This is a genomic window from Comamonadaceae bacterium OTU4NAUVB1 (genome assembly GCA_024372625.1).
GTDB lineage: Bacteria > Pseudomonadota > Gammaproteobacteria > Burkholderiales > Burkholderiaceae_C > Variovorax.
In genome coordinates, this window is sequence record CP099606.1 from 124,049 (window position 1) to 144,868 (window position 20,820).

The following is a 20,820-nucleotide window of genomic DNA, read 5'->3' on the forward strand; positions in this document are numbered from 1 at the left end:
CCCCGGGAACGGGACAACGTCAAGGCAACGCATCGATGCGCGCATCCCGCAATCCGATCGATCGCATCAGGGCCGCGACCTCCTGGCGCGCCGCGTCGTCGCGCGCGGCGACGGCCGCGCGCGCGAACAGCAGCAGGTCGATCGGCTCGCGCTGCACGCCGACGTTGGCCCGGGCCAGCGCCAGCGCGCGCCGCGCATCGCCCTGGACGTCGAGCGCGAACATCGCTTCCTCGCGCGCGTGCGCGGTCGTGGTCCCGGGACGCAACGCGGCGGCCTCGAAGCGGGCGCGCAATTCGGTCGCCTCGGGTGAGTCGCGTGGACCCGATGCCGCTCCTGCCGGACGCGGCCGGGCACTCGCCAGACGCAGCAGCACGGCGTCGCTGCGAGGCTCCCGCGCCAGCAGGCCCGCGACCTCGTCCGGGCGGCCCTGGCGCAGCAGGAAATCGCTCATCGCCAGCAGCAGGTAGCCGGAGCGCTCGGCGGCGAGTGCCTCGCGGTAGGCGGCCTCGGCGGCGGCCGGCCGGCCGGCGAGCTCCTCCACTTCGGCGATGCTGGTCAGCAGCCACTGGCGCGTGCCGGCATGGCGCGAGCCTTGCGACGCGGGCGTCGCGAGCAGACCCCGCAGGGTCGCGCGGGCCGGGTCGTGTTCGCCACGCAGGCCCGCGTTCTCCGCCAGGCAAGCCGCTTCGTACATCGCCTGGCCGGCCGGACCCAGGGCGCGGCAGGCGGTGTCGGATTCCGCGTAGCGACCCCGCACGCGCAGGATGGTGGCCAGCGTGATGGCCGCCTGGGGGTTGTCGGGCTCGCGCCGCAGCACCGCCCTCAGGGTCGACTCGGCGCCATCGAAATCGTGCAGGAACTGCGCGACGGTCGCATGCATGACCATGACCGACGCCGGCGTGCCGGCCGCCGAGATCGGCTGCCAGGCCTGCAGGGCGCCGATCGCCTGGCCGGCATAGCGCGCATCGCCCTGTGAGCGCGCCATTTCCAGGTAGGACCGCGCGACCGAGATCGCCGTGTCGGCGTCGCGCGGTCGCTGCGCCAGCTCGCGACGCAGGCGGCGTTCGTTGTTCGCCCAGCCCGCCACGAAAGGCAGCTTCTCGACGACGACCTCGTCGTTCGCGGGCACCCGGGGCGCCGACCACGCGGAGACCGACGCGGCGCAGGCCAGAGACGCCAGGAACACCGGCACGCCGGCGCGCACGTGAAAAAAGGGCCAGCCTTTCGGCCTGGCCCCGGCGATCGCGCGCACTCGGGAAACGGTGCCCGCCAATTACAGGTCGACTGCTTCGGCCGTGTTGCTCGTCGGCGCGACGGCATTGCCCAGGTCGATCGGTTCGCTGGTGTCGAGCTTGCTCGCCACCACCTGCTTCACATAGGCGATGAAGCCGTCGCTGTTCTGCAGCGCGGTGGCCGGAACGGTGCCGCCGCTCGTGCCGCCCCCGTTGCCGCCGCCATTGCCGCCGATGTTCGAGGGCCCGCCGTCGCCGCCGCCCCCGCCGCAGCCGGCCAGCGCCAGGACCCCGGTCGCGAGCAGTGCGGCCGCGACCATCCGAACGTTCTTCTGTCTCTCGATCATGATGTGATCCTCGTGGTCCGACGGACTGGATTGCGTTCGAGGCGGGTCACGGATAGGTCGTGCCCGCGGCGGCCACCGGGTTCGAATTGCCCGTCAGGGGCGTCGTGAGGTAGGGGAAGGTCGTGCCGTAGTTGGCGGCCGTCTTGCGCACGCCATCGGTCAGGGCCAGTCCGCCCGCCGGCGCGTCGGCCGGCCTGCAGCCCACCTGCAGCGCGTCGGTCGCGCCCGTCAGCACGCACAGCGCGCCCATGCTCACGCGCAGCGACAGGTCCACCACGTCGTCGGCCGGACGCCGTCCGTTCGGAAAGCCCGCGTTGTCCCCGGCGGCGACGCCCAGCGGGTTCTGCGCGCCGGCGGCCTTCGCCGCGATCGACGTGTTCAGCCGGAGCATTTCCGCCGGCACCATGTTCACGGGCCGGTTCAGGCCGGCGATGCCCTGCAGGAACACGGCCAGCAGGTCGGTGCGCGGGAAGTTCGTCGGGGCCCGGGCGCTCGGGAACAGCGTCTGGATCACGGCCGGCAGCGCCGGGTTGGTGACGTAGTCGGCGAAGTTGGCGACGTCGTCCTTCGGCTTGGACGCATTGAAGCGGTCCTTGTCGTCGATGCCGATGATGACCTCGTTGACCAGCGGCATGCCCAGGCGCGAGACCTGGACCCACGGACCGCCCTCGACCGAGGCCTTGCCCAGCCCGGTGCCCGGCTTGCCATTGACCAGCCGGCCCTGGCGCACGCTGGCGGTGGTGAAGGCGCCGATGACGGGGTCGGTGCCCGCGGTGACGCACGAGACGGGCAGCTCCATCGCCAGCGTGCTGACGTTCTTGCCTTCGAGGTCGTTGTTGTTGCCGCCGGTCTCCGCGCCGAGCGGGTTCAGGTTGACCAGGTCGAAGATCTTGCCCACGGCGATGTAGAACGGCTCCTTGCGCTGGCCGACGAACACGCGGCCCGGGGTGGCGCAGCCGGGAATGGCGACGTTGTAGACGTGCTGGGCGGCATAGGCGGCATAGCCGTTGGCGCCGCCGAAGACCTTCTCGCCGATGTTGTCGACCGGCTTGTCGAACTGGGCCTGGCCGTTGGCGGCGTTGGTCACCGAGGCGCGTGCGCCGCTGCGGCGGTCGCCGCGCACGACGTCGACCGTGAAGGTCTCGCGCACGTTCAGGCTCGCCGGGTTCACGCCGGTGATCGGACCGCTGTTGATCAGGGGAATCTTCACCGACTTGCCGCCCACGGTGAGCGCGGTGGTCTTGGAGGTGTTCTGGAAGCGGAACTGGAACGTCAGGTCCTCGACGCCGTCGCCGTTGTTGTCGACGTGGATCTCGTACTGGGCGTTGGGGTCGAACATGTAGAAGTTCGGGCCGCCCTGCGGATCCTGGAACGGCTGGTAGTTGGCCAGGACCGTCACGAAGTCCTGGCGCCCCGCCTCGTAGCTCTTGAAGAGGTACAGGTCGGTCGCGTCGACCTTGGGCTGGCCCGTGAGGAAGGGGGCTTCGCGGTGGCTGGACGCCAGCGCCGCCGTCGCCACGAGGCTCAGGGCGAAGACGGCCAGAGGGCGGATTCGTTTCGTCATGCTTGCTCCAATGTCGTTGTAAATCTGAAGTCGGTGCTCGCATCCCAGGCCGCGAACGGGGTCGAGCGCCTCTGCCTGCACCCGGCTGATTCTGGGGCCAACTCGAATAATTCTTAACATTTATTCATATAGCACTTTCGGCCTCCATAAAGCGCTTTGCGACGAACGCTCGGAGGGTCAGGTCGAACGTCCCATCGCATCGCAATGCATTGCATTGCAGCCGTCTCGATCGACGCGGCGACTCGCCCATGCCGCACGTCGGTCAGCGCTCGAGCAGGCCTCGGACCTTGTGGGCCAGCGCATCGATGGTGAAAGGCTTGGGCAGCATGTCCATGCCCTCGGCCAGGAACTCGTCCTTCACGGCGGCATTGCCGGCGTAGCCGGTGATGAACAGCACCTTGAGACCCGGGCGACGCTCGCGCATGGTCTCGGCGAGCTGGCGGCCGTTGGTGCCCGGCAGGCCCACGTCGCTGATCAGCAGGTCGAGCCGCGTCAGTCCTTCCTGCGCCGCCATCGCGCTCGGCGCATCGATCGCCTCGTGGATGCGGTAGCCCAGTTCGTCCAGGATCTCCGCCAGCACCAGCCGGACGCCGGGTTCGTCCTCCACGAACAGAATGGTCTCGCCCTGGCCTCGCGGCGAGCGCGCCACGGACTGCTCGCGCGTGACCGACGGCGCCAGCGGTGCCAAGTTGCAGGGCAGGTAGAGGTTGACGGTCGTGCCTTCGCCCACCACCGAATGGATGCTGGCGTGGCCGCCCGTCTGGCGGGCGAAACCATAGATCATCGACAGACCCAGGCCGGTGCCCTGTCCGATCGGCTTGGTGGTGAAGAACGGGTCGAAGGCCTTGGCCAGGGTCTCGGGCGACATGCCGGTGCCGTTGTCCGAGACGCTCACCATCACGTACTGGCCGGGAGCGACATCGGGGTGCATGGCCGCGTAACCCGCGTCGAGCTCACGCGTCGACGTCTTCACGCGGATCACGCCGCCGCCGGGCATCGCGTCGCGCGCGTTGATGGCCAAGTTGAGCAGGGCGTTCTCGATCTGGTTGCGGTCGGACTTGACGGCCGGCAGTCCGGGCTGCAGCAGCAGTTCGAACTGGATGTTCTCGCCGATGCTGCGCCGGAGCATGTCCTGCATCTGGGCGATCAGGCCGTTGACCTCGAACGACTGCAGGTCCAGGGTCTGCTTGCGCGAGAACGCCAGCAACCGCTGGATGAGCGCGGACGCGCTCTGCGCCGCGGTCGAGGCCATCGTGATGTAGCGGGTCAGATCGGCGGCGCTCCTGCCCGCGGCGATCCGGCGGTTCATCAGTTCCAGGCTGGACGTGATGGTCGCCAGCAGGTTGTTGAAGTCGTGCGCGATCCCGCCCGTGAGCTGGCCGATCGCCTCCATCTTCTGCGACTGGCGCAGTTGCGACTGCGACTCCACCAGCGCGCCGGTCCGCTCCTGCACCCGCTGTTCCAGGGTCTCGTTGAGTTCCTTGATGGCCTGCTCGGCGCGATGGCGCGCCGTCTCGTCGCGGGCGATCTTCATGAACCCTTGCGGTTCACCCGACGGCGAGGGCGACAGCAGGTTCATCGAGCCATTGACGAAGACGCGCTGCCCGTCCTTGCAGAGGTGCCACCGCTTGTCGATCGCCCGGCCCTGCGCGGTCGCCGAGGCGAATTCCAGGGCGTCGATCCCCTCGCGCCGGTCCTCGGGCGTGAAGATGATCGAGGCACTCTGTCCGATGGCCTCGTCGGCGCTCCAGCCGAAGATCTGGTGGGCGCCACCCGACCAGTGCGTGATGATCCCCTCGGGGTCGGTGGTGAGGATGGCGTGGTCCATGGCGTTCTCGATGACCAGGCGCAAGCGGGCCTCGCGCTGCGCCAGGGCATCGAGCGTGTCGCGCAGCTCGGTCACGTCGTTGCCTTCGACGAAGATGCCCGTGACTTCGCCGGCCGCGTCGCGCATGGGCTGGAAGACGAAATCGAGCAGGCGCCGTCGTCGGCTCGACGTGCCGTGCTGCAATTGGAATTCCATGCCGTGACCGATGAACGCCTCTCCGGAACGGTAGGCCTGGTCCAGGAGGTCGAAGAACACCATCCCCTCCTTGTCGTCGAACACCTCGCGGATGGTTCGACCGACCAGCGGGCGCGTGTTGGCCAGCGCTTCGTAGGCGGTGTTGGCCAGCGCGAAGCGATGTTCCGGACCCCGCAGCACCGCCATGAAGCTCGGCGCCTGCGCGAAGAGCTGGCGCAACTGCTCGCTCTCGGCCTTCAGGGCCAGGTTGCTCTGGGTGACCTTCCGGGCCCGCTCGAAGATCAGCGTCTGCTCGGGGCGCAGCACGAGGTCGTTCTCGGGCGGCACCACGTCCTGCAGGCGTTCCAGTTCGGTCACGTCGATCGGGTGGTGGATCACCATCTCCACCTCGCCATGCGCGTCGAGCACGGGGATGTGCGTGATGCTCCAGTAGCGCTTCTCGAACCCCCCGCCCTCCGGCGCGGGCCTCGCGATGTCGAACCGCAGCAGCGCCATGGTGTCAGGCACGCCCGTGGCGAAGACCTGCTCGACGGAGGCGATGGCCTGCGCCTGGGTGACGGCGTCGGTGGGGAACGCGTCCCAGGCCCACCGCCCCGCGATGCCGGACCACTCGCGCTGCATCGTCCGCAGGTACGCCGGGTTCGCTCCCGCGATGTTGAGCGAACGGTCGAGGATCAGGTAGGGGTTGGGCGACGCATCGAACAGCGCCTGGTAGTTGAGCGACATGGGCCGGTGGAAGGTGACTGCGGACGGAACGCACGGGGCGTCGACCCGGCATTATCAAAACGTTTTTCTTACAGTGCCTGTTCTTGCGTTGTCTCACACCCATCAAATGCGCATCGCCAAACAATCAATAGAACTTTTGATTTAAATCAATTGGGTCGATGGAGCGCGTTCCCGATCTTGGATCGCGGGTGGCGGCTTATTTCGGGCGTGTGGGCGCCGCTGCGTCCCAATCATCGAAGCCGACCCGATGGCGCTTGCCGATCCGGTTGCCGGGGAGTGGCGATCCGGGGCGCCGGGCTCGCACGGCAACGGTCGGTCCTTGTCAGACGAACGCTTGAAAAGCGACGATCGGTTGAGACTCTGAGTACTTTGGTTTGAGACACCAATCCGTGTGTTGACACATGCGAAAAAATCTGTCCGATCTCGTGTGTAATCGCGCGCAGTTTCCCATCGACCGGACTTCCCTCTTCATGCAGTCTTCCTCCGAAAAGCCGCCCATCAAGCGATCCAGGGCGCCCAATGTCTCCGTCGCCGACTCCGGCGCACAGGCGATCCCCGGACACCGCGACGACATCTTCTTCGCCGCGATCGAGACGACCCGGATGCCGATGATCGTCACGGACCCCCATCAGCCAGACAACCCGATCGTCTTCGCCAATCGCGCGTTCCTCTCGACCACCGGCTACGCGATGGAAGAGGTGATGGGCCGCAACTGCCGCTTCCTGCAGGGACCGGACACGGATCCCTCCACCGTGGCCGAGGTCCGCGCGGCGATCAAGGACCGCCACGAGACCAGCGTCGAACTCCTCAACTACCGCAAGGACGGCACCAGCTTCTGGAACGCGCTCTACATCTCGCCCATCTTCGACGAGAACAAGGCGCTGGTCTATTTCTTCGCCTCGCAACTCGACGTGAGCCGCCGGCGCGACATGGAGGAGGCGCTGGGCCAGGCGCAGAAGATGGAGGCGCTGGGCCAGTTGACCGGCGGCATCGCGCACGACTTCAACAACCTGCTGCAGGTGATGTCGGGGCACCTGGACCTGCTGGAATTCCGCCGGAAGGCGGGTTCGATGACCGACGCCGCGCTGGACCGCGGCCTGAGCAGCATCCGCAGCTCGATCGTGAAGACATCGACCCTCACGCAGCAGATGCTGGCCTTCTCCCGCAAGCAGCGACTCGAAGGCCGGATGGTCAACCTCAACAGCCTGGTGGACGATCTCACCGACCTGGTCAAGGAAACGCTGGGCGAGCGGATCGAGGTCAAGATGCATCTGGCCAAGGACCTGGGCAACTGCCAGCTGGACAGCACGCAACTCGAAGTCGCGCTGCTCAACATCCTGGTCAATGCGCGCGATGCCATGCCCGACGGCGGCACGATCACTCTGAAGACGCGCAACGTCGAAGTCGACGCCCAGGATGCGCAGTCGTTCGCGGGACTCGCACCCGGGCAGTACGTGGCCCTGGTCGTGGCCGACACCGGCGAAGGCATTTCCCCGGACATCATCAAGCGCGTCATGGACCCTTTCTTCACGACCAAGGACGAAGGCAAGGGCACGGGCCTGGGCCTGTCGATGGTCTACGGCTTCGCCAAGCAATCCGGCGGCATGGCCGACATCTATTCGGAATTGGGCATCGGCACGACCGTGCGGATGTACTTCCCGCGCTCGGGCCGCGTGATGCAGGCGCCCCAGCACGCCGTCCAGCGCCCCGCCGAACAGGGCGGCACCGAGACGGTCCTGGTGGTGGACGACCGCCCGGAAGTGGCGAACACGTCGCGGGACATGCTCGAGAGCCTGGGCTACACCGTCCATGTGGCCTGCAGCGGGCAGGAAGCCCTGGACATGCAGCGCGCGAACCGGGATCGCTGGACGCCCGACCTGCTGTTCTCCGACCTCATCATGCCGGGCGGCATGAACGGCTTCGGCCTGGCGCGCGAGTTGCGAAAGCGCTTGCCGGATGTCCGCGTTCTGCTGACCACCGGCTATGCCGGCGCATCGGACGGCATCAACAGGGACGAGAACTCGGAGTTCGAAATACTCAAGAAGCCCTACCGGTTCACCGACCTGGCGAGGCGTGTGCGGTGGGTGCTGGACAAGCAGCAACTGGCATTGCAGACGGACGAAGAAAAATAAGACAGCGCTGCGGGACGGATCGCAGCGACGGGACTCAGCTTCTATTTTGACAATTCAGGACATTCAGCATTCCTACCATGAAGGCTGGGATTGCATCTGTTCGGTCGAGCCGCTTCCATCGGGACGTTTCAGACCGGTCGTGCAGTGCCGGTCCCTCCTGGACGGAAAGACGGCGGACGTGCCGGCTGCCTCGCAAAGCCATGAGCGACACGCCCAGGCCCTGGCGCATGCCCGGCAACTGGCGGTGACCTGGGCGCGCGATCACAAGCACCCGACCGGTGACGACCGCAACGACGGATGACCGTCCTTTCCCGGCGGCGCCGTCGTGCCCCCACGCAGGACCGGCTCGGCGCCGCGATCGTCCCGCCGCACGCGCCGTCGAGGGGCCCCGTGCGAAGGCGCTTCGTCGAACGCGGTGTCAGCGCTTCGTGCTGCGGTCGATCCAGCCGGCCAGCCATGCTCCGATCCGCAGGCTGTGGCGATCCTGCATCAGCATGTGCGATGCGCCGGGCATGCCGACATCGGCCAGCATCACCATCTCGGCCTTGCCACCCGCCTTGTTCGCGGCATCGACGAAGTCCCGGCACAGCTTGAGCCGCGGGGCCCAGCGCGGCGATTCCGTGACGAAGTCGCCCCACAGCACCAGGATCGGCAGGTTCGTGTAGGGGCGCAGGTCCGCGCTCGCAGCCGGGCACGCACCGGGCTCGATGGCCACGATGCCGGCGATGCCGCGCCGGTCCAGCGCCGCGGTCTGGAACGGATAGATGCCGCTCTGGGAATGACTGACCAGCACGGCGCCATCGAGCCTGCGCGCGAGTTCGGACAGGGCCGGCACGGTCGGATTCGGGGTCGGCAGGGCATTGAGCCAGTCGGGCACCATCTGCTTCCAGAACTCGGCCTGCGCTTCCAATGGAAACTGCATGCCCGGGAAGACCTTCGGGTACTCCGGGCCGAAGCGGAAGATCGTCCAGGCGCCTTCCTGCGCGGCGCCGAAGACCTGCGGCAGGGCCTCCGGCGCCGCCCGGCCGCCCTTGACCTGGACGATGGCCGAAGGATCGCTGGCGGAGCGGCCTCGCGACACCTGGTCCACCACGTAGGTCGGAAAACCCCGGCGCACGAACAACTCGTCCCAGCCCATGCGGCCGTCGGGCGTCGATTCCCAGGTCTTGCCGGTTAGGCAGCAGCCATGGATGAACACCACGGGCGGCTTTGACGCGGCCGGCGGCACCTGGTAGCGCACGTACATCTGATCGACCGTGATGGTGCCCGATGGCGCATAGGCCGGCAGCAGCGACAGGTGGTCGGACTTGACGTCGCGCCCGCCGACGAAAAAGCTGCCTTGACGCGCGATCGTCAGCGGTGCGTCGGGGTCGATCGCCTTGTCGGTGGCGCCGGGTGCGGCACAGGCGGTCAGGCCCAGCGTCACGGCGATCGCCAGCAACAGGTTCAGGGTTCGATTCATGTCGAGTCTCCAGGTTGTTTCGAGCGGCAGGTGGAAGCCGGAGGCCGATTCTCGGCGCGAACGTCGCGGGCACACGATGCCTGCGTTGTGCACCCCGGTCGTCGCGCACGAGGTCACCGGCGCCCTCGCCCGTGCCCGTGCCCGGGAAGGCGGCCACCGTCGGTGTTTACCCTTTCCGATAACGGAAGGTGATGGCGATCCGAGTCGAAATCATCGGTCGCGCCCCGCGCCGCGCCGACACTGCGACGCCGCGAGCCCCTGGCCACCCCAGGCAATCCGGCCCGATTCCCCAGATGGAGTTTCCATGTCTGCATTCCAGCGCTCCCGACGTCATGCGCTGCTGGTGGCCGCCGGCTCGCTCGCCCTGCGCCGTGCATGGGCCCAGTCGGCCTATCCCGAACGCCCCGTCAGACTCGTCGTGGGCTACCCGGCCGGCGGCGCCGTCGACATCGTCGCGCGCACCCTCGGCCAGAGCCTGTCGGCCAGCATGGGGCAGCCCTTCATCGTCGAGAACAAGCCCGGCGCGGGAACCAACATCGCGGTGAGGTCGGTGATCGACGCCGCACCCGACGGCCACACCCTGATGCTCGCGGCCAATGCGCTGGCGGCCAACATGGCCCTCTACAAGCCGGCGCCCTTCGACGCGGAGCACGACCTGGCGCTGATCGCCCAGGTCGGCCGCGTGCCGGTGGTGATCGCGGCGAACACGTCCGCGCCCTACGACACCGTCGCGCAACTGGTGGCGGCTGCCAGGGCGAAGCCCGCTTCGGTGGCCTATGCGACGCCGGGCAACGGCGCGACACCGCACATGGCGATGGCGCTCTTCGCCAGGACCGCCGGCATCGACCTCCAGCACGTGCCCTACCGGGGCGGGTCGCAGGCCATCACCGACACCATCGGCGGCCAGGTGCCGCTGGTCGCGGTCAACGCCCTCGAAGCGCTACCGCACGTGAGGAGCGGCAAGCTCAAGGTCATCGCGACGCTGAGCGCGAACCGCACGCGCATCTTTCCGGACGCGCCGACGATCGCCGAGTCGGGCCATCCCGGCTTCGAGGCGTCGGTCTGGTACGGGCTGGTGGCTCCGGCCGCGACGCCCGCGCCCATCGTCGGGCGGCTGTACGCCGAGGTCCAGAAGGCGCTGCGACACCGGAAGTGCGGGAACGCCTCACCGCGGTGGGCGGCGACGTGACGCCCGCCGGCAGCACGCACTTCGCGGCGCTGGTGCGATCGGAGCGGCAGCGCTACGACAAGCTTGTCAAGGACACCGGGATCAAGCCCGACTGACGGCGGCGCGTGCGGTCACGCAATCACGCGGGACGCGCCGCGCCGCGCCGGATCGGGCGCGGACGCCGGACCGGCTTCCACCCCTGCCGCCCTCCGGGCCGGAGCGGTCACCAGCGTGCGCCGAACGTGGCCTCGAGTTCGGCCACCTGCGCCGGATCGAGGGGCGCCGGACGACGCTCGGACATCAGCCAGAGCCGCGCCGTCTCCTCGAGCTCCTCGAGTGCGTGGCTGGCGCCCGTCACGGTCGCCGCCCAGACCACCGGGCCCAGCCGTTCGAGCAGGACGCCACGGACTTCGAGCGCCAGCGCCGCGACCTGACGGGCGACCTCCGGCGCGCCGGGACGCGCATAGCCGATCAGCGGAACCCGTCCGATCTTCATGACCTGGTAGGGCGTGATCGGCGGCAGCACGGCCGCGGGCGAGTGCACGCCCGCCAGGGTCAGCGCCACCAGGTGGGTCGAGTGCGTGTGGAGGACGCAATGCGCTGCGGGATTGCGTTCGTAGATGCCGCGATGCAGCGCCAGCGTCTTCGATGGCCGGTCCCCCGACACCCACTCGCCGGCGTGGTCGACCTTGGCCACGCGCGCCGGGTCGAGCCGGCCGAGACAGGCGTCGGTCGGCGTGATGAGCCAGCCGTCGGCCAGCCGCGCGCTGATGTTGCCGGCCGTGCCCGTGGTGTAGCCCCGCGCATGCAGGCTGGCGCCGACCTCGACGATCTCCTCGCGCAGGCGCGACTCGCCGCCGGCGCTCGCGGCCGGGGCCTTCACGCGCCGCCCCCGTCGAGCTGGCGCAAGGCCTTCTCGAAGAAGTCCTCGGTCCCGAAGTTGCCGGACTTCAGCACGACCGCCAGCGGCTGCGCCTCGCCCAGGGATTGCGTCTCCGGCACCCCGGGGTCGATCTGCCGGCCGATGCGCAGGGCCTGGAGTCCGAGCGCCTGGATCACGGCGCCGGAAGTCTCGCCGCCGGCGACCACGAAGCGGCGGGTGCCGCGCGCGCGCAGGCGTGCCGCGATCTCGCCCAGCGCCGCTTCGATCAGCGCACCGGCACGCGCGACGCCCAGCGCCGCCTGCACACGGCGCACCTCGTCGGGGGACGTGGTGGCGTAGACCAGCGTCGTCGCGTCCGTGGCGATGGCGTCCAGCGCGGCATCGACCACGGGCTCGCCGCGCGCCAGGGCCAGCGGGTCGACACGGAATGCCGGCCGGCCGGCGCGCAGCCAGGCCGCCACCTGGGCGTTGGTGGCGGTCGAGGCGCTGCCCGAGAGCACGACCGCGGGGCCGGCCACCACGGGCAGGCACCCGGCATCGGTCTCGCGCAGCGCACCCTGGCGACGGAAGTTCGCCGGCAGGCCCTGCGCCAGGCCGGAACCACCCGTCACCAGGGGCGCGCCGGCGCATGCTTCGCCGAGGGCGATCAGGTCGAGGTCGGAGACGGCATCGGCGATCGCCAGGCGCACGCCCTCGCCGCGCAGCGCCGCGACGCGCGCGCGGATGCGCTCCACGCCCGCCGCCACGTCGGGCTGGGCGATCAGGCCGACGCGCCCGACGCTCTGCGCCTGCAGCACGCGCACCAGGTTCGCATCGTGCATCGGCGTGAGCGGATGGTTTTCCATGCCCGATTCGTTGAGCAGCCTGTGTCCCACGAAGAGGTGCCCCAGGTACACCGTGCGCCCGGCGCCGGGAAAGGCCGGACAGGCGATGGCGAAATCGGCGCCCAGCGCGTCGAGCAGCGCCTCCGCCACCGGGCCGATGTTGCCTTCGGCGGTGGCATCGAAGGTCGAGCAGTACTTGAAGAAGAACTGCGTGCAGCCCCGGCCCTGGAGCCATCGCAACGCCGCCAGGCTCTCGGCCACCGCCTGTTCGCGCGGCGCGGTGCGCGACTTCAGCGCGACGACGACGGCGTCGGCGTCCAGGACGGCCGCCAGCGCGTCCGAAGGCACGCCGATGGTCTGGACCGTGCGCATTCCGCCGCGCACGAGGATGTTGGCGAGGTCGGTGGCACCGGTGAAGTCGTCGGCGATGCACCCCAGCAGGGGTTTGGGCGTTTCCATGGATCTGGGTCTTTCAGTGGGTCGGAATGCAGGTCGTGCTGTGAACAAATGGTAATGGATGGCCCAGGAATTCACACAAGAAAACCTATTTTTGTGATTCTCTGTGATTTTCTGTGAATAATGGGCGCCGTTCCCGCATTCGACCCGTCCCAAGGAAAGCCACCGCCATGAACTTCGAGCTGCTCTTCGCCGATCAACCGCAGCGCGAGGTGCGCTTCACCCTGACCGGGGCCAAGGGCGGCTTCGCGCGCACCCTGCTGGCGCAGGTGCGGGTGATGCCGCGCCTGGTGCCGGTGGCCCTGTGCGACCTCGACCTGCCGGGACTGCGCGCCATGTGCGAGGCGCTGGGCTTTCCGGCCGAACGGCTCGTGACGTGCCACGATGCCGCGCAACTCGCCGCCGCGCCGCCTGACGCCATCCGACTGGTGGCCGATGCGGCCCTGCTGCGCGAGGTGCCGCACGACATCCTGGTGGAGGCCACCGGCAACCCGAAGGTCGGCCACCGCGTGGCGCGCGAGGCGATCGATGCCGGCCGCCACGTGGCCATGGTGAGCAAGGAGGTCGACACGGTCGCCGGCGTCGCGCTCGCCCGCCGCGCGGCCGCGAAGGGCGTGGTCTACACCACCGCCGATGGCGACCAGCCGGCCAACCTGATCGGCTGGGTGAGCTGGGCGCGCACGCTGGGACTGGAGATCGTCGCGGCCGGCAAGTCGGGTGAGTACGACCTCGTCTACGACCCGGCCACCGGCACGCTGAGCCAGCTCGACGAGACCCGCTCCACGCCGTCGATGTCGCGGCTGCTGACGCTGGGCGAGGACATCCCCGCCACGCTGGCGGCCCGCCGGGCCGCGCTCGAAGGCCTGAAGACCGGCGCCACGGCCGACTACTGCGAGATGGCCGTGGTGGCGTCGAGCACCGGCCTGGTCGCCGATGTCGAGGCCATGCACTACCCCATCGCGCGCATCGCGGAACTCGCCGACATCTACGCGCTGCGCGCGCATGGCGGCATCGTCGGGCGGCCCGGCGTGATCGACGTCTTCAACGTGCTGCGCCTGCCGGGCGAGGCCAGCTTCGCGGGCGGCGTGTTCGTCGTCGTGCGCACCGGCGACGCACCGACGTGGCAGCTGCTGGCGCAGAAAGGACACACCGTGAGCCGCGACGGTCGCTACGCCTGCATGTACCTGCCCTACCACTTCATGGGGGTCGAGACGCCCATCAGCCTGCTCAACGCCGTGCTGCACGGTCGCGCCTCCGGCAGCGACCGGCCCGCGCAGCATGCGATCTTGGCCGGCCGCGCCATCGAGGCCATCCCCGCCGGGACCGTGCTGCGCATGGGCGGCCACCACCACGACGTGACCGGCGTGAAGCCGGTGCTGCTCGCGCGCGCGGCGGCGCCCACCGACGTCGCGCCGCTCTATCTGGCGGCGCATGCCACGACCGCGCGCGAGATCGCCGCCGGCGCGCTGATCGGGCTCGACGACATCGAGGGCGACGACCCGGCGCTGCGCGCTGCGTGGCTCGAGGGCCTGCAGGACGACGCCACGCGCCATGGATGAGGTCGTGGTCCCCGAAGGCCCGGCCGGCCGGGGCGCCACGCTCATTCCCGAGCAGCGGCGCGAGATGATCGTGCGGCAGCTGCGTCACCACCAGGTGCTGAGCGTGCACCAGCTCACCGAGCTGCTCGGCTGCTCCCACATGACCGTGCGGCGCGACGTCGCCGCGCTGGAGGAGAGCGGGCGCGTCTACGCGATCTCCGGCGGCGTGCGCATCGCCAGCCACATGGTCAGCGAGCCCAGTCATCAGGCCAAGTCGGTGACCGAGCAGCCGCAGAAGCACGCCATCGCGGCACGCGTCGCGACCCTGCTCAAACCCGGCATGACGGTCTACCTCGACGCCGGCACGACCACCGCCTGCCTGATCCCGTCCATCGCCGCGCTGGCGGACATGACGGTGCTGACCAACGACTTCCACGCCGCCCTGGCGCTGTCGGACCATCCGGGCGTGACCGTCGTGCACACCGGCGGCGTGCTCGACCATCGCAACGGATCGGGCATCGGCCCGCTGGCGGCGGCCACGCTGCGGCGGCTGGTGGCGGACATCGCGTTCCTCTCGGCGAGTTCCTGGGACCTGGAGCGCGGGGTCACCACCCCCTCGGCGCCCAAGGTGGAGGTCAAGCGCGCGGCGATGGAGATCGCCTCGCAGCGCGTGCTGCTCGCCACCGGCGCCAAGTACGGCACGTACGGCACCTACCGGATCGCGGCGCTGGGCGAGTTCGACCTCGTCGTCACCGACGACGGGCTGTCCGAAGCCGCCGTGCTGCGCATGCGCGAGTCCGGCGTCGAGGTCGCCATCGCCCCGACCGCGACGCCGCCGCCGGGCGTCCCCGGCTGAACGCCGCCGTCGCGCCCCACCCCATCCCGCCCGGACCCGCACCCCGTCGAGCCGAACCTTCCCAGCATCCAGCCCCCCGTCGGAGACCCCCATGAACTTTCGCATTTCCCTTTCAACCGTCGCGCTGGCCGCGCTGTGCGCGCTGCCCGTGTCCGGCCTGGCCCAGGACGCCTGGCCCAGCAGGCCGATCACCCTCGTCGTCACCTACCCCGCCGGCGGCGCGGCCGACATGCTGGCGCGCCTGGTGGCGCCCAAGATGGCCGCGACCCTCGGTCAGTCCGTCGTCATCGAGAACCGGGGCGGCGGCGCCGGCCAGATCGGCGCGGCGGTGGTGGCGCGCGCCAAGCCCGACGGGTACACGCTGATGGTCGACGGCGGTGGCTACGCCATCAATCCGACCCTGTTTCCCAAACTGCCCTACGACACCGCCAAGGCGTTCACGCCGGTCGGCATCCTGGGCGTGTTTCCGCTGGTGCTGGTGACGACGCCGACCTTCCAGGCGAAATCCGTCAAGGAACTCGTCGCCATGGCCAAGGCCGCGCCGGACGCCGTGTCCTACGCGTCGCCGGGCACCGGCTCGACGCAGCACCTGGCCACCGAGCAGTTCCTGCAGCAGGCCAAGGTCCGCATGACGCACGTCCCCTACAAGGGCGGGAGCCCGGCGATGGCCGACGTGATGGGTGGCCACGTGCCGGTCTACGTCGCCAACATCGGCTCGTCGCTGGCCAACATCCGCTCGGCCAAGCTCGCGCCGCTGGCGGTGATGGCCGAGCGCCGTTCGCCGTCGCTGCCCGACGTGCCGACGCTGGCCGAGGCGGGCGTGGCCAACGCCGAAGCCTACGAGTGGAACGGCATGTTCCTGCCCGCGGGCGTGCCGCCGGCCATCGCCGCGAAGCTGGGCGATGCCCTGCGCGCCGCGCTCGCGGCGCCGGACGTGCGCGAGCGGATCGCCAGCGTCGGCGGCGAGGCGTTTCCCGGCGGGCCGGTGGAAATGTCGAAATTCATCGCCCAGCAGACCGCGCGCATGGGCAAGGTGATCCGCGACGGCAACATCCGGCCGGAGTGACGACCGCTCGTCCCCGGGCATGACCCGCACCCCTTCGGCAGGCACCACGCTGGCGGCGACCCTGGCGATCCAGGCGCTGGTGTCCATGGCGGCCCTGACGCTGCCGGTGCTGGCGCCGCTGATCGCCCCACCGCTGGGCCGGCCGGCGTCGATGCTGGCGGGACTCTTCGCGGCGCTGGTGTTCCTGGGCGCGATGGCCTCGAGCCTGGTCGCCGGTGCCCTGGTGGCGCGGGTGGGCGCCATCCGGGCCAGCCAGTTCGGCTTGGCGCTGTGCGCGTCGGGCCTCGCCTGCGCCAGCCTTCCCTGGCTGCCGGCGATGGTGGGCGGCGCGTTGCTGATCGGTCTGGGCTACGGACCCATCACGCCAGCGAGTTCGCACCTGCTCATTCGCACCACGCCGGCGCACCGCCTGTCGCTGATGTTCTCCATCAAGCAGACCGGCGTGCCGGTGGGCGGTCTCATGGCGGGGGCGCTCGCGCCCGGCCTGGCGCTACTGGCCGGCTGGCAGGCCGCCGTGCTGGCCGTCGCCCTGGCGTGCCTGCTGGTGGCCGCGCTCGCCCAGCCGTTGCGCGCGGCCTTCGACGGCGACCGCGACCCCGGCGCGCGCCTGCGCGCGGCTCACCTGCTGCGCCCGGTGCGCCTGGTGCTGTCGCAGGGGATCCTCACGCGCCTCGCCCTGTGCTCCTTCCTGTTCGCGATCGCGCAGGTAGCGCTCACGGCCTTCCTGGTGATCCATCTGCACGAGGGCCTGGGCGTCGACCTGGTCGCGGCCGGCCTGCTGCTGTCCATCGCGCAGGGCGCCGGCGTGATCGGCCGCATCGCCTGGGGCTGGGTGGCCGACGCCGGGCTCGGTCCGCGCCGCACCCTGACCCTGCTGGCCGCGCTGATGGCCGCATCGGCCCTGGCCACCGCGGCCCTGCCGGTCGGCGCTCCCATGGCCGTGACGGTCGCGGTGCTGCTGGCCTTCGGCGCCAGCGCGGTCGGCTGGAACGGCGTCTATCTGGCGGAGGTCGCCCGCCGGTCGCCCGCCGGCCTGGCGGGTGTCGCCACCGGCGGCGTGCTGGTGTTCACGTTCTTCGGCAACGTTGTGGGACCGCTGCTGTTCGGCGCGCTGGCGGGTCTCGCCGGCGGCTTTCAGGTGGCCTACGCGCTGCTGTCGCTGCCGCTGGCCGCCGCTGGCCTGCTGCTCCACCGCATGCGCACCTGATCGCCGCGCGCCCGAGGGCGCCCTCGCCCCGCCGCGACCGGCCCGGCGCAGGGCACGCCGATTGCCACGACCCGGGCATGACCGACACCACACTCCATGCACCCGGGACGGCCCGACGTTCCCTCCATCCGTTTCGCGCGCTCCTTCTGGCGGGCAGCGTCCCCTTGTTCGCGGGGGTCCTCCTGAGCGACATCGCCTATGCCGACACCGCCCAGGTCCAGTGGAAGAACTTCGCGTCGTGGCTCAACGCCGGGGCGCTCCTGCTGGGCGGGCTGGCGCTGCTCTGGTCGGTGGTCGCGCTGATCGGCGCCGCTCGCAGACACCGGCGGTCCGTGCTCGCGAGCATGCTGCTGCTGGTCGGGTGGGCGTTCGGCTTCGTGAATTCGCTCGTGCACGCCAAGGACGCGGCGGCGACGCTGCCCGAAGGCCTGATGCTCGCGGTGCTGGTCTTCGCGCTCGTCGCGGTGGCGAGCGTGCTCGAACTCGCCACCGGTGGCCCGGAGGTGCGGACATGAAGGCGCCGACCCGCTCGATCCTCGCGCTGGTTCCACTGGCGCTCCTGGTCGCCTGCACGGGCAGCGCGGACGCTCCCGTCTACGGCGCCCAGCCACCGCTGCCCGAGCCGCAGCGCGGGCTGCTGCCCTCGATGAAGATCGCCGAGCCGGCGCTCTGGGGCGAGCGCCGCCCGCAGGTGCCCGAGGGCTACCGCATCACCGCCGTCGCCACCGACCTGCAGATCCCGCGCCAGACGCTGGTCCTGCCCAACGGCGACATCCTGATCGCCGAGGGGCGTGGCGGCGGCGCACCCGCGCTGACGCCCAAGGACGTGATCGCCGGCGTCATCAAGGCGCGCGGCACCAGCCCGGTGAAGGGCGGCAACCCACTCACGCTGCTGCGCGACGCCGACGGCGACGGTGTCTACGAGTCGCGGACGATCTTCGCGAAGGACCTCAACGCGCCGTACGGCCTCGCGCTGGTCGGCAACCGGCTCTACGTGGCCAATCAGGACGCCCTGGTGCGCTTCGACTACGAGCCGGGCCAGTTCACGGCCGCCGCCGCGCCGGTCAAGGTCACCGACCTGCCGGCCGCGATCAACCACCACTGGACCAAATCGCTCGCCGCGAGCGCCGACGGCCGGTTCCTCTACGTGGGCATCGGCTCCAACAGCAACATCACCGAGCGCGGCATGCTGGCCGAGGTGGACCGTGCGATGGTCTGGGAGGTCGACGCCGCGACCGGCGCGCACCGCCCGTATGCGACGGGCCTGCGCAACCCCACGGCGCTGACCCTCCAGCCCGGATCGGGACGGCTGTGGGCGGCCGTCAACGAACGCGACGAGATCGGGCCGAACCTGGTGCCCGACTACGTCACGTCGGTGCGGGAGAACGGCTTCTACGGCTGGCCGTTCAGCTACTGGGGCCAGAACGCCGACACGCGCGTGCGCCCGCAGGACCCGGCCAAGGTCGCCGCGGCCCTCCGACCCGATTACGGGCTCGGATCGCACGTCGCCACCCTCGGCCTCGCGTTCTCGACGCCGGCGATGGGCGCGCGCTTCGCGGACGGCCTTTTCGTCGGCGAGCACGGCAGCTGGAACCGCGATCCACCGAGCGGCTATCGCGTGGTCTTCGTGCCCTTCCGCGACGGCCAGCCGGCCGGCGATCCGGTGGACGTGGTGACCGGCTTCTTCGGCGACGACGGGAAGACGCGTGGCCGGCCGGTGGGGGTGACGGTCGATCCACGCGGTGCGCTCCTGGTCGCGGACGACCTCTCGAACACGCTCTGGCGCGTGACGCCGGCGGGTCGGCCGGCGGGAGAAGGCCGGGGTGCGGCCACCCCGGTGGCGCCCGGGGAAACGAACCGCGCGTCCGGCGAAGCCGCCGATACGGGCTCGCGCAGCGCGAGCGGCGGACCCGACGCGAGCGGCGGGCGCGGCACGGACGGCACCACGGGAACGCCCGGCGGCCCGGGTGGCACGACCGCGCCGGGCACGGCGCCAGCGCGCTGATCGGCGTTTGCGGCAAAGGCTGCCGCAGGAATCTCCATGGAGCGATGGCCGCCGGCCCATGCGGGCGGTGCTCCGGAGCCGCCCGTGCCCGCACCCGCGCCCGAACCTGTCTTCGCTATTGCGCCGTGGCGCCGGATCGCCGCACGGCTTCGCCCCACTTCACGATCTCGGTCTGGATGAATCGATCGAACGCCGCGCCGGTGGACGGCGAGGCGATCGAGCCGCGATCGGCGATGAAGCGCACCATCGACTCGGATTCGAGGATCTCGCCCACTTCCCGCTGCAGCCGCGCCACGACCTCGGGCGGTGTGCGCGCCGGGGCCATCAGGCCCAGCCAGCCCACGCCTTCGAACCCGGCCAGGGCGGGCACGCCTGTCTCGCGCAGGGTGGGCACCGCGGGCAACTGCGTCGAGCGCTCCACGGAAGTCACGGCCAACGGCACGGCGCGCCCGCTCTGGATGAGCGGCAGCGCGGCGGTCACCGAGTCGACCATCAGCTGCACCTGGCCGGCCATGAAATCGGCCTGCGCCGGACCGCTGCCACGATAGGGAATGTGGGTGATGAAGGTGCCGGTGGCCGCCTTGAACATCTCCGCCGACAGGTGCTGCGTGCCGCCCACCCCGGCGCTGGCGTAGTTGAGGACGCCCGGTCGCGCCTTGGCGCGCCGGATCAGTTCCGGGACCGACGTGATCCCGGAGGCCGGCGTCGCCAGGAAGACCAGCGGCATCTTGGCGATGAGCGTGATGCCGGTCAGTTCGCGCTGGAGGTCGTAAGGCAGGGTCTTGTAGAGCGTGTGGTTCACGGCCATGGCGCTGCCGGCGACCAGCAGGGTGTAGCCGTCCGCGGGCGCATGCGCCACCAGTTCGGTGCCGATGTTGCTGCCCGCGCCACCCTTGTTGTCCACGATCGCCGGTTGCCCCAGGCGCTTGCCGAGTTGCTCGGCCAGGGCGCGCGCGAAGATGTCGGTGGCCTGTCCCGGCGGAAAAGGCACCACCAGCCGGACCGGCCGTTCGGGCCAGGTTCCGGCCGATGCGATCTGGCTCCAGACGGTGCACAGCGCCGCGACCGCGAACGCGAAATTGCGCAGCAAGGCATGTCGTTTCATTGCTTGGTTCCCGAGGCTGTCTGCCTGCCGATGGAGGACGAAATGGAGAACGGCATTCTCGGGTCGATCGACGCGCAGGCCGAACGCTGGCCACGCATCGGCATGCCGACCGGGCCGCGTGTCTTCAACGACCAGGACCCGAAGGTCGATTCACGCGCTGGGCAAAGGGTCGTGTCGAAAGTCGGCCGGTCACGCTGTCGATCCAAATGAATGAGGCCTTTCTCGA

Annotated in this window: 16 protein-coding genes and 1 pseudogene; 9 read left to right on the forward strand and 8 right to left on the reverse strand. The window is 70.2% G+C overall.

The window, feature by feature from the left end:
- Window positions 1-19: 19 nt before the first annotated feature.
- The 4 genes from NF681_19455 to NF681_19470 all read right to left on the reverse strand — a co-directional run bounded on the left by NF681_19455 (window position 20) and on the right by NF681_19470 (window position 5,892).
- Window positions 20-1,204 carry a hypothetical protein gene (locus NF681_19455; GenBank protein UST55919.1) on the reverse strand — a complete coding sequence of 395 codons (1,185 nt, stop codon included), beginning with the start codon at window positions 1,202-1,204 and terminating at the stop codon, window positions 20-22.
- Between the two features lie 69 nt (window positions 1,205-1,273).
- The gene (locus tag NF681_19460) at window positions 1,274-1,579 is read right to left on the reverse strand and encodes a hypothetical protein (protein UST55920.1); all 306 of its coding nucleotides are present in this window, start codon (window positions 1,577-1,579) and stop codon (window positions 1,274-1,276) included.
- Between the two features lie 46 nt (window positions 1,580-1,625).
- Entirely contained in the window at window positions 1,626-3,143 is a 1,518-nt protein-coding gene (locus tag NF681_19465; protein UST55921.1) for a DUF4331 domain-containing protein, read from the reverse strand.
- A 262-nt stretch (window positions 3,144-3,405) separates the two neighbouring features.
- Window positions 3,406-5,892, reverse strand: coding sequence for a PAS domain-containing protein (locus NF681_19470; protein UST55922.1), 2,487 nt, complete (start codon window positions 5,890-5,892; stop codon window positions 3,406-3,408).
- A gap of 470 nt (window positions 5,893-6,362) precedes the next feature.
- On the opposite strand from NF681_19470, the gene NF681_19475 reads away from it, so the two are divergent.
- Entirely contained in the window at window positions 6,363-8,024 is a 1,662-nt protein-coding gene (locus NF681_19475) for a histidine kinase famiy protein (protein ID UST55923.1), read from the forward strand.
- Window positions 8,025-8,442: 418 nt separating this feature from the next.
- On the opposite strand, the gene NF681_19480 is transcribed toward NF681_19475, so the two are convergent.
- Window positions 8,443-9,486 carry an esterase gene (locus NF681_19480; protein ID UST55924.1) on the reverse strand — a complete coding sequence of 348 codons (1,044 nt, stop codon included), beginning with the start codon at window positions 9,484-9,486 and terminating at the stop codon, window positions 8,443-8,445.
- A 304-nt stretch (window positions 9,487-9,790) separates the two neighbouring features.
- Here NF681_19480 and NF681_19485 point away from each other — a divergent pair, with 304 nt between their 5' ends.
- Window positions 9,791-10,675: a tripartite tricarboxylate transporter substrate-binding protein gene (locus NF681_19485; protein UST55925.1), complete on the forward strand. Its 885-nt coding sequence runs from the start codon at window positions 9,791-9,793 to the stop codon at window positions 10,673-10,675.
- Window positions 10,676-10,877: 202 nt separating this feature from the next.
- Here the strand turns inward: NF681_19485 and NF681_19490 are convergent, their stop codons facing one another.
- Entirely contained in the window at window positions 10,878-11,537 is a 660-nt protein-coding gene (locus tag NF681_19490; GenBank protein ID UST55926.1) for an aldolase, read from the reverse strand.
- A complete protein-coding gene (locus tag NF681_19495) occupies window positions 11,534-12,820 on the reverse strand; it encodes a four-carbon acid sugar kinase family protein (GenBank protein UST55927.1) in 1,287 nt (428 codons plus the stop codon). Before NF681_19495 ends, NF681_19490 begins: the two co-directional genes overlap by 4 nt.
- A gap of 167 nt (window positions 12,821-12,987) precedes the next feature.
- Between NF681_19495 and NF681_19500 the strand changes: the two genes are divergently transcribed.
- The 6 genes and pseudogenes from NF681_19500 (at window position 12,988) to NF681_19525 (ending at window position 19,279) form a co-directional block, all read left to right on the forward strand.
- Complete coding sequence (locus NF681_19500; GenBank protein UST55928.1) at window positions 12,988-14,376, forward strand: homoserine dehydrogenase; 1,389 nt, start codon at window positions 12,988-12,990, stop codon at window positions 14,374-14,376.
- Window positions 14,369-15,211: a DeoR/GlpR family DNA-binding transcription regulator gene (locus NF681_19505; GenBank protein UST55929.1), complete on the forward strand. Its 843-nt coding sequence runs from the start codon at window positions 14,369-14,371 to the stop codon at window positions 15,209-15,211. Before NF681_19500 ends, NF681_19505 begins: the two co-directional genes overlap by 8 nt.
- Before the next feature lie 91 nt (window positions 15,212-15,302).
- A complete protein-coding gene (locus NF681_19510) occupies window positions 15,303-16,277 on the forward strand; it encodes a tripartite tricarboxylate transporter substrate binding protein (protein ID UST55930.1) in 975 nt (324 codons plus the stop codon).
- Between the two features lie 19 nt (window positions 16,278-16,296).
- Complete coding sequence (locus tag NF681_19515) at window positions 16,297-17,484, forward strand: MFS transporter (protein ID UST55931.1); 1,188 nt, start codon at window positions 16,297-16,299, stop codon at window positions 17,482-17,484.
- 77 nt (window positions 17,485-17,561) lie between these two features.
- Window positions 17,562-17,999, forward strand: coding sequence for a hypothetical protein (locus tag NF681_19520; protein UST55932.1), 438 nt, complete (start codon window positions 17,562-17,564; stop codon window positions 17,997-17,999).
- Window positions 17,996-19,279, forward strand: a pseudogene (locus tag NF681_19525) (sorbosone dehydrogenase family protein). Before NF681_19520 ends, NF681_19525 begins: the two are co-directional and overlap by 4 nt.
- 325 nt (window positions 19,280-19,604) lie before the next feature.
- On the opposite strand, the gene NF681_19530 reads toward NF681_19525, so the two are convergent.
- A complete protein-coding gene (locus tag NF681_19530) occupies window positions 19,605-20,594 on the reverse strand; it encodes a tripartite tricarboxylate transporter substrate binding protein (GenBank protein ID UST55933.1) in 990 nt (329 codons plus the stop codon).
- 42 nt (window positions 20,595-20,636) lie between these two features.
- Here NF681_19530 and NF681_19535 point away from each other — a divergent pair, with 42 nt between their 5' ends.
- Window positions 20,637-20,804: a hypothetical protein gene (locus NF681_19535; GenBank protein UST55934.1), complete on the forward strand. Its 168-nt coding sequence runs from the start codon at window positions 20,637-20,639 to the stop codon at window positions 20,802-20,804.
- The last annotated feature ends 16 nt before the right edge of the window (window positions 20,805-20,820 follow it).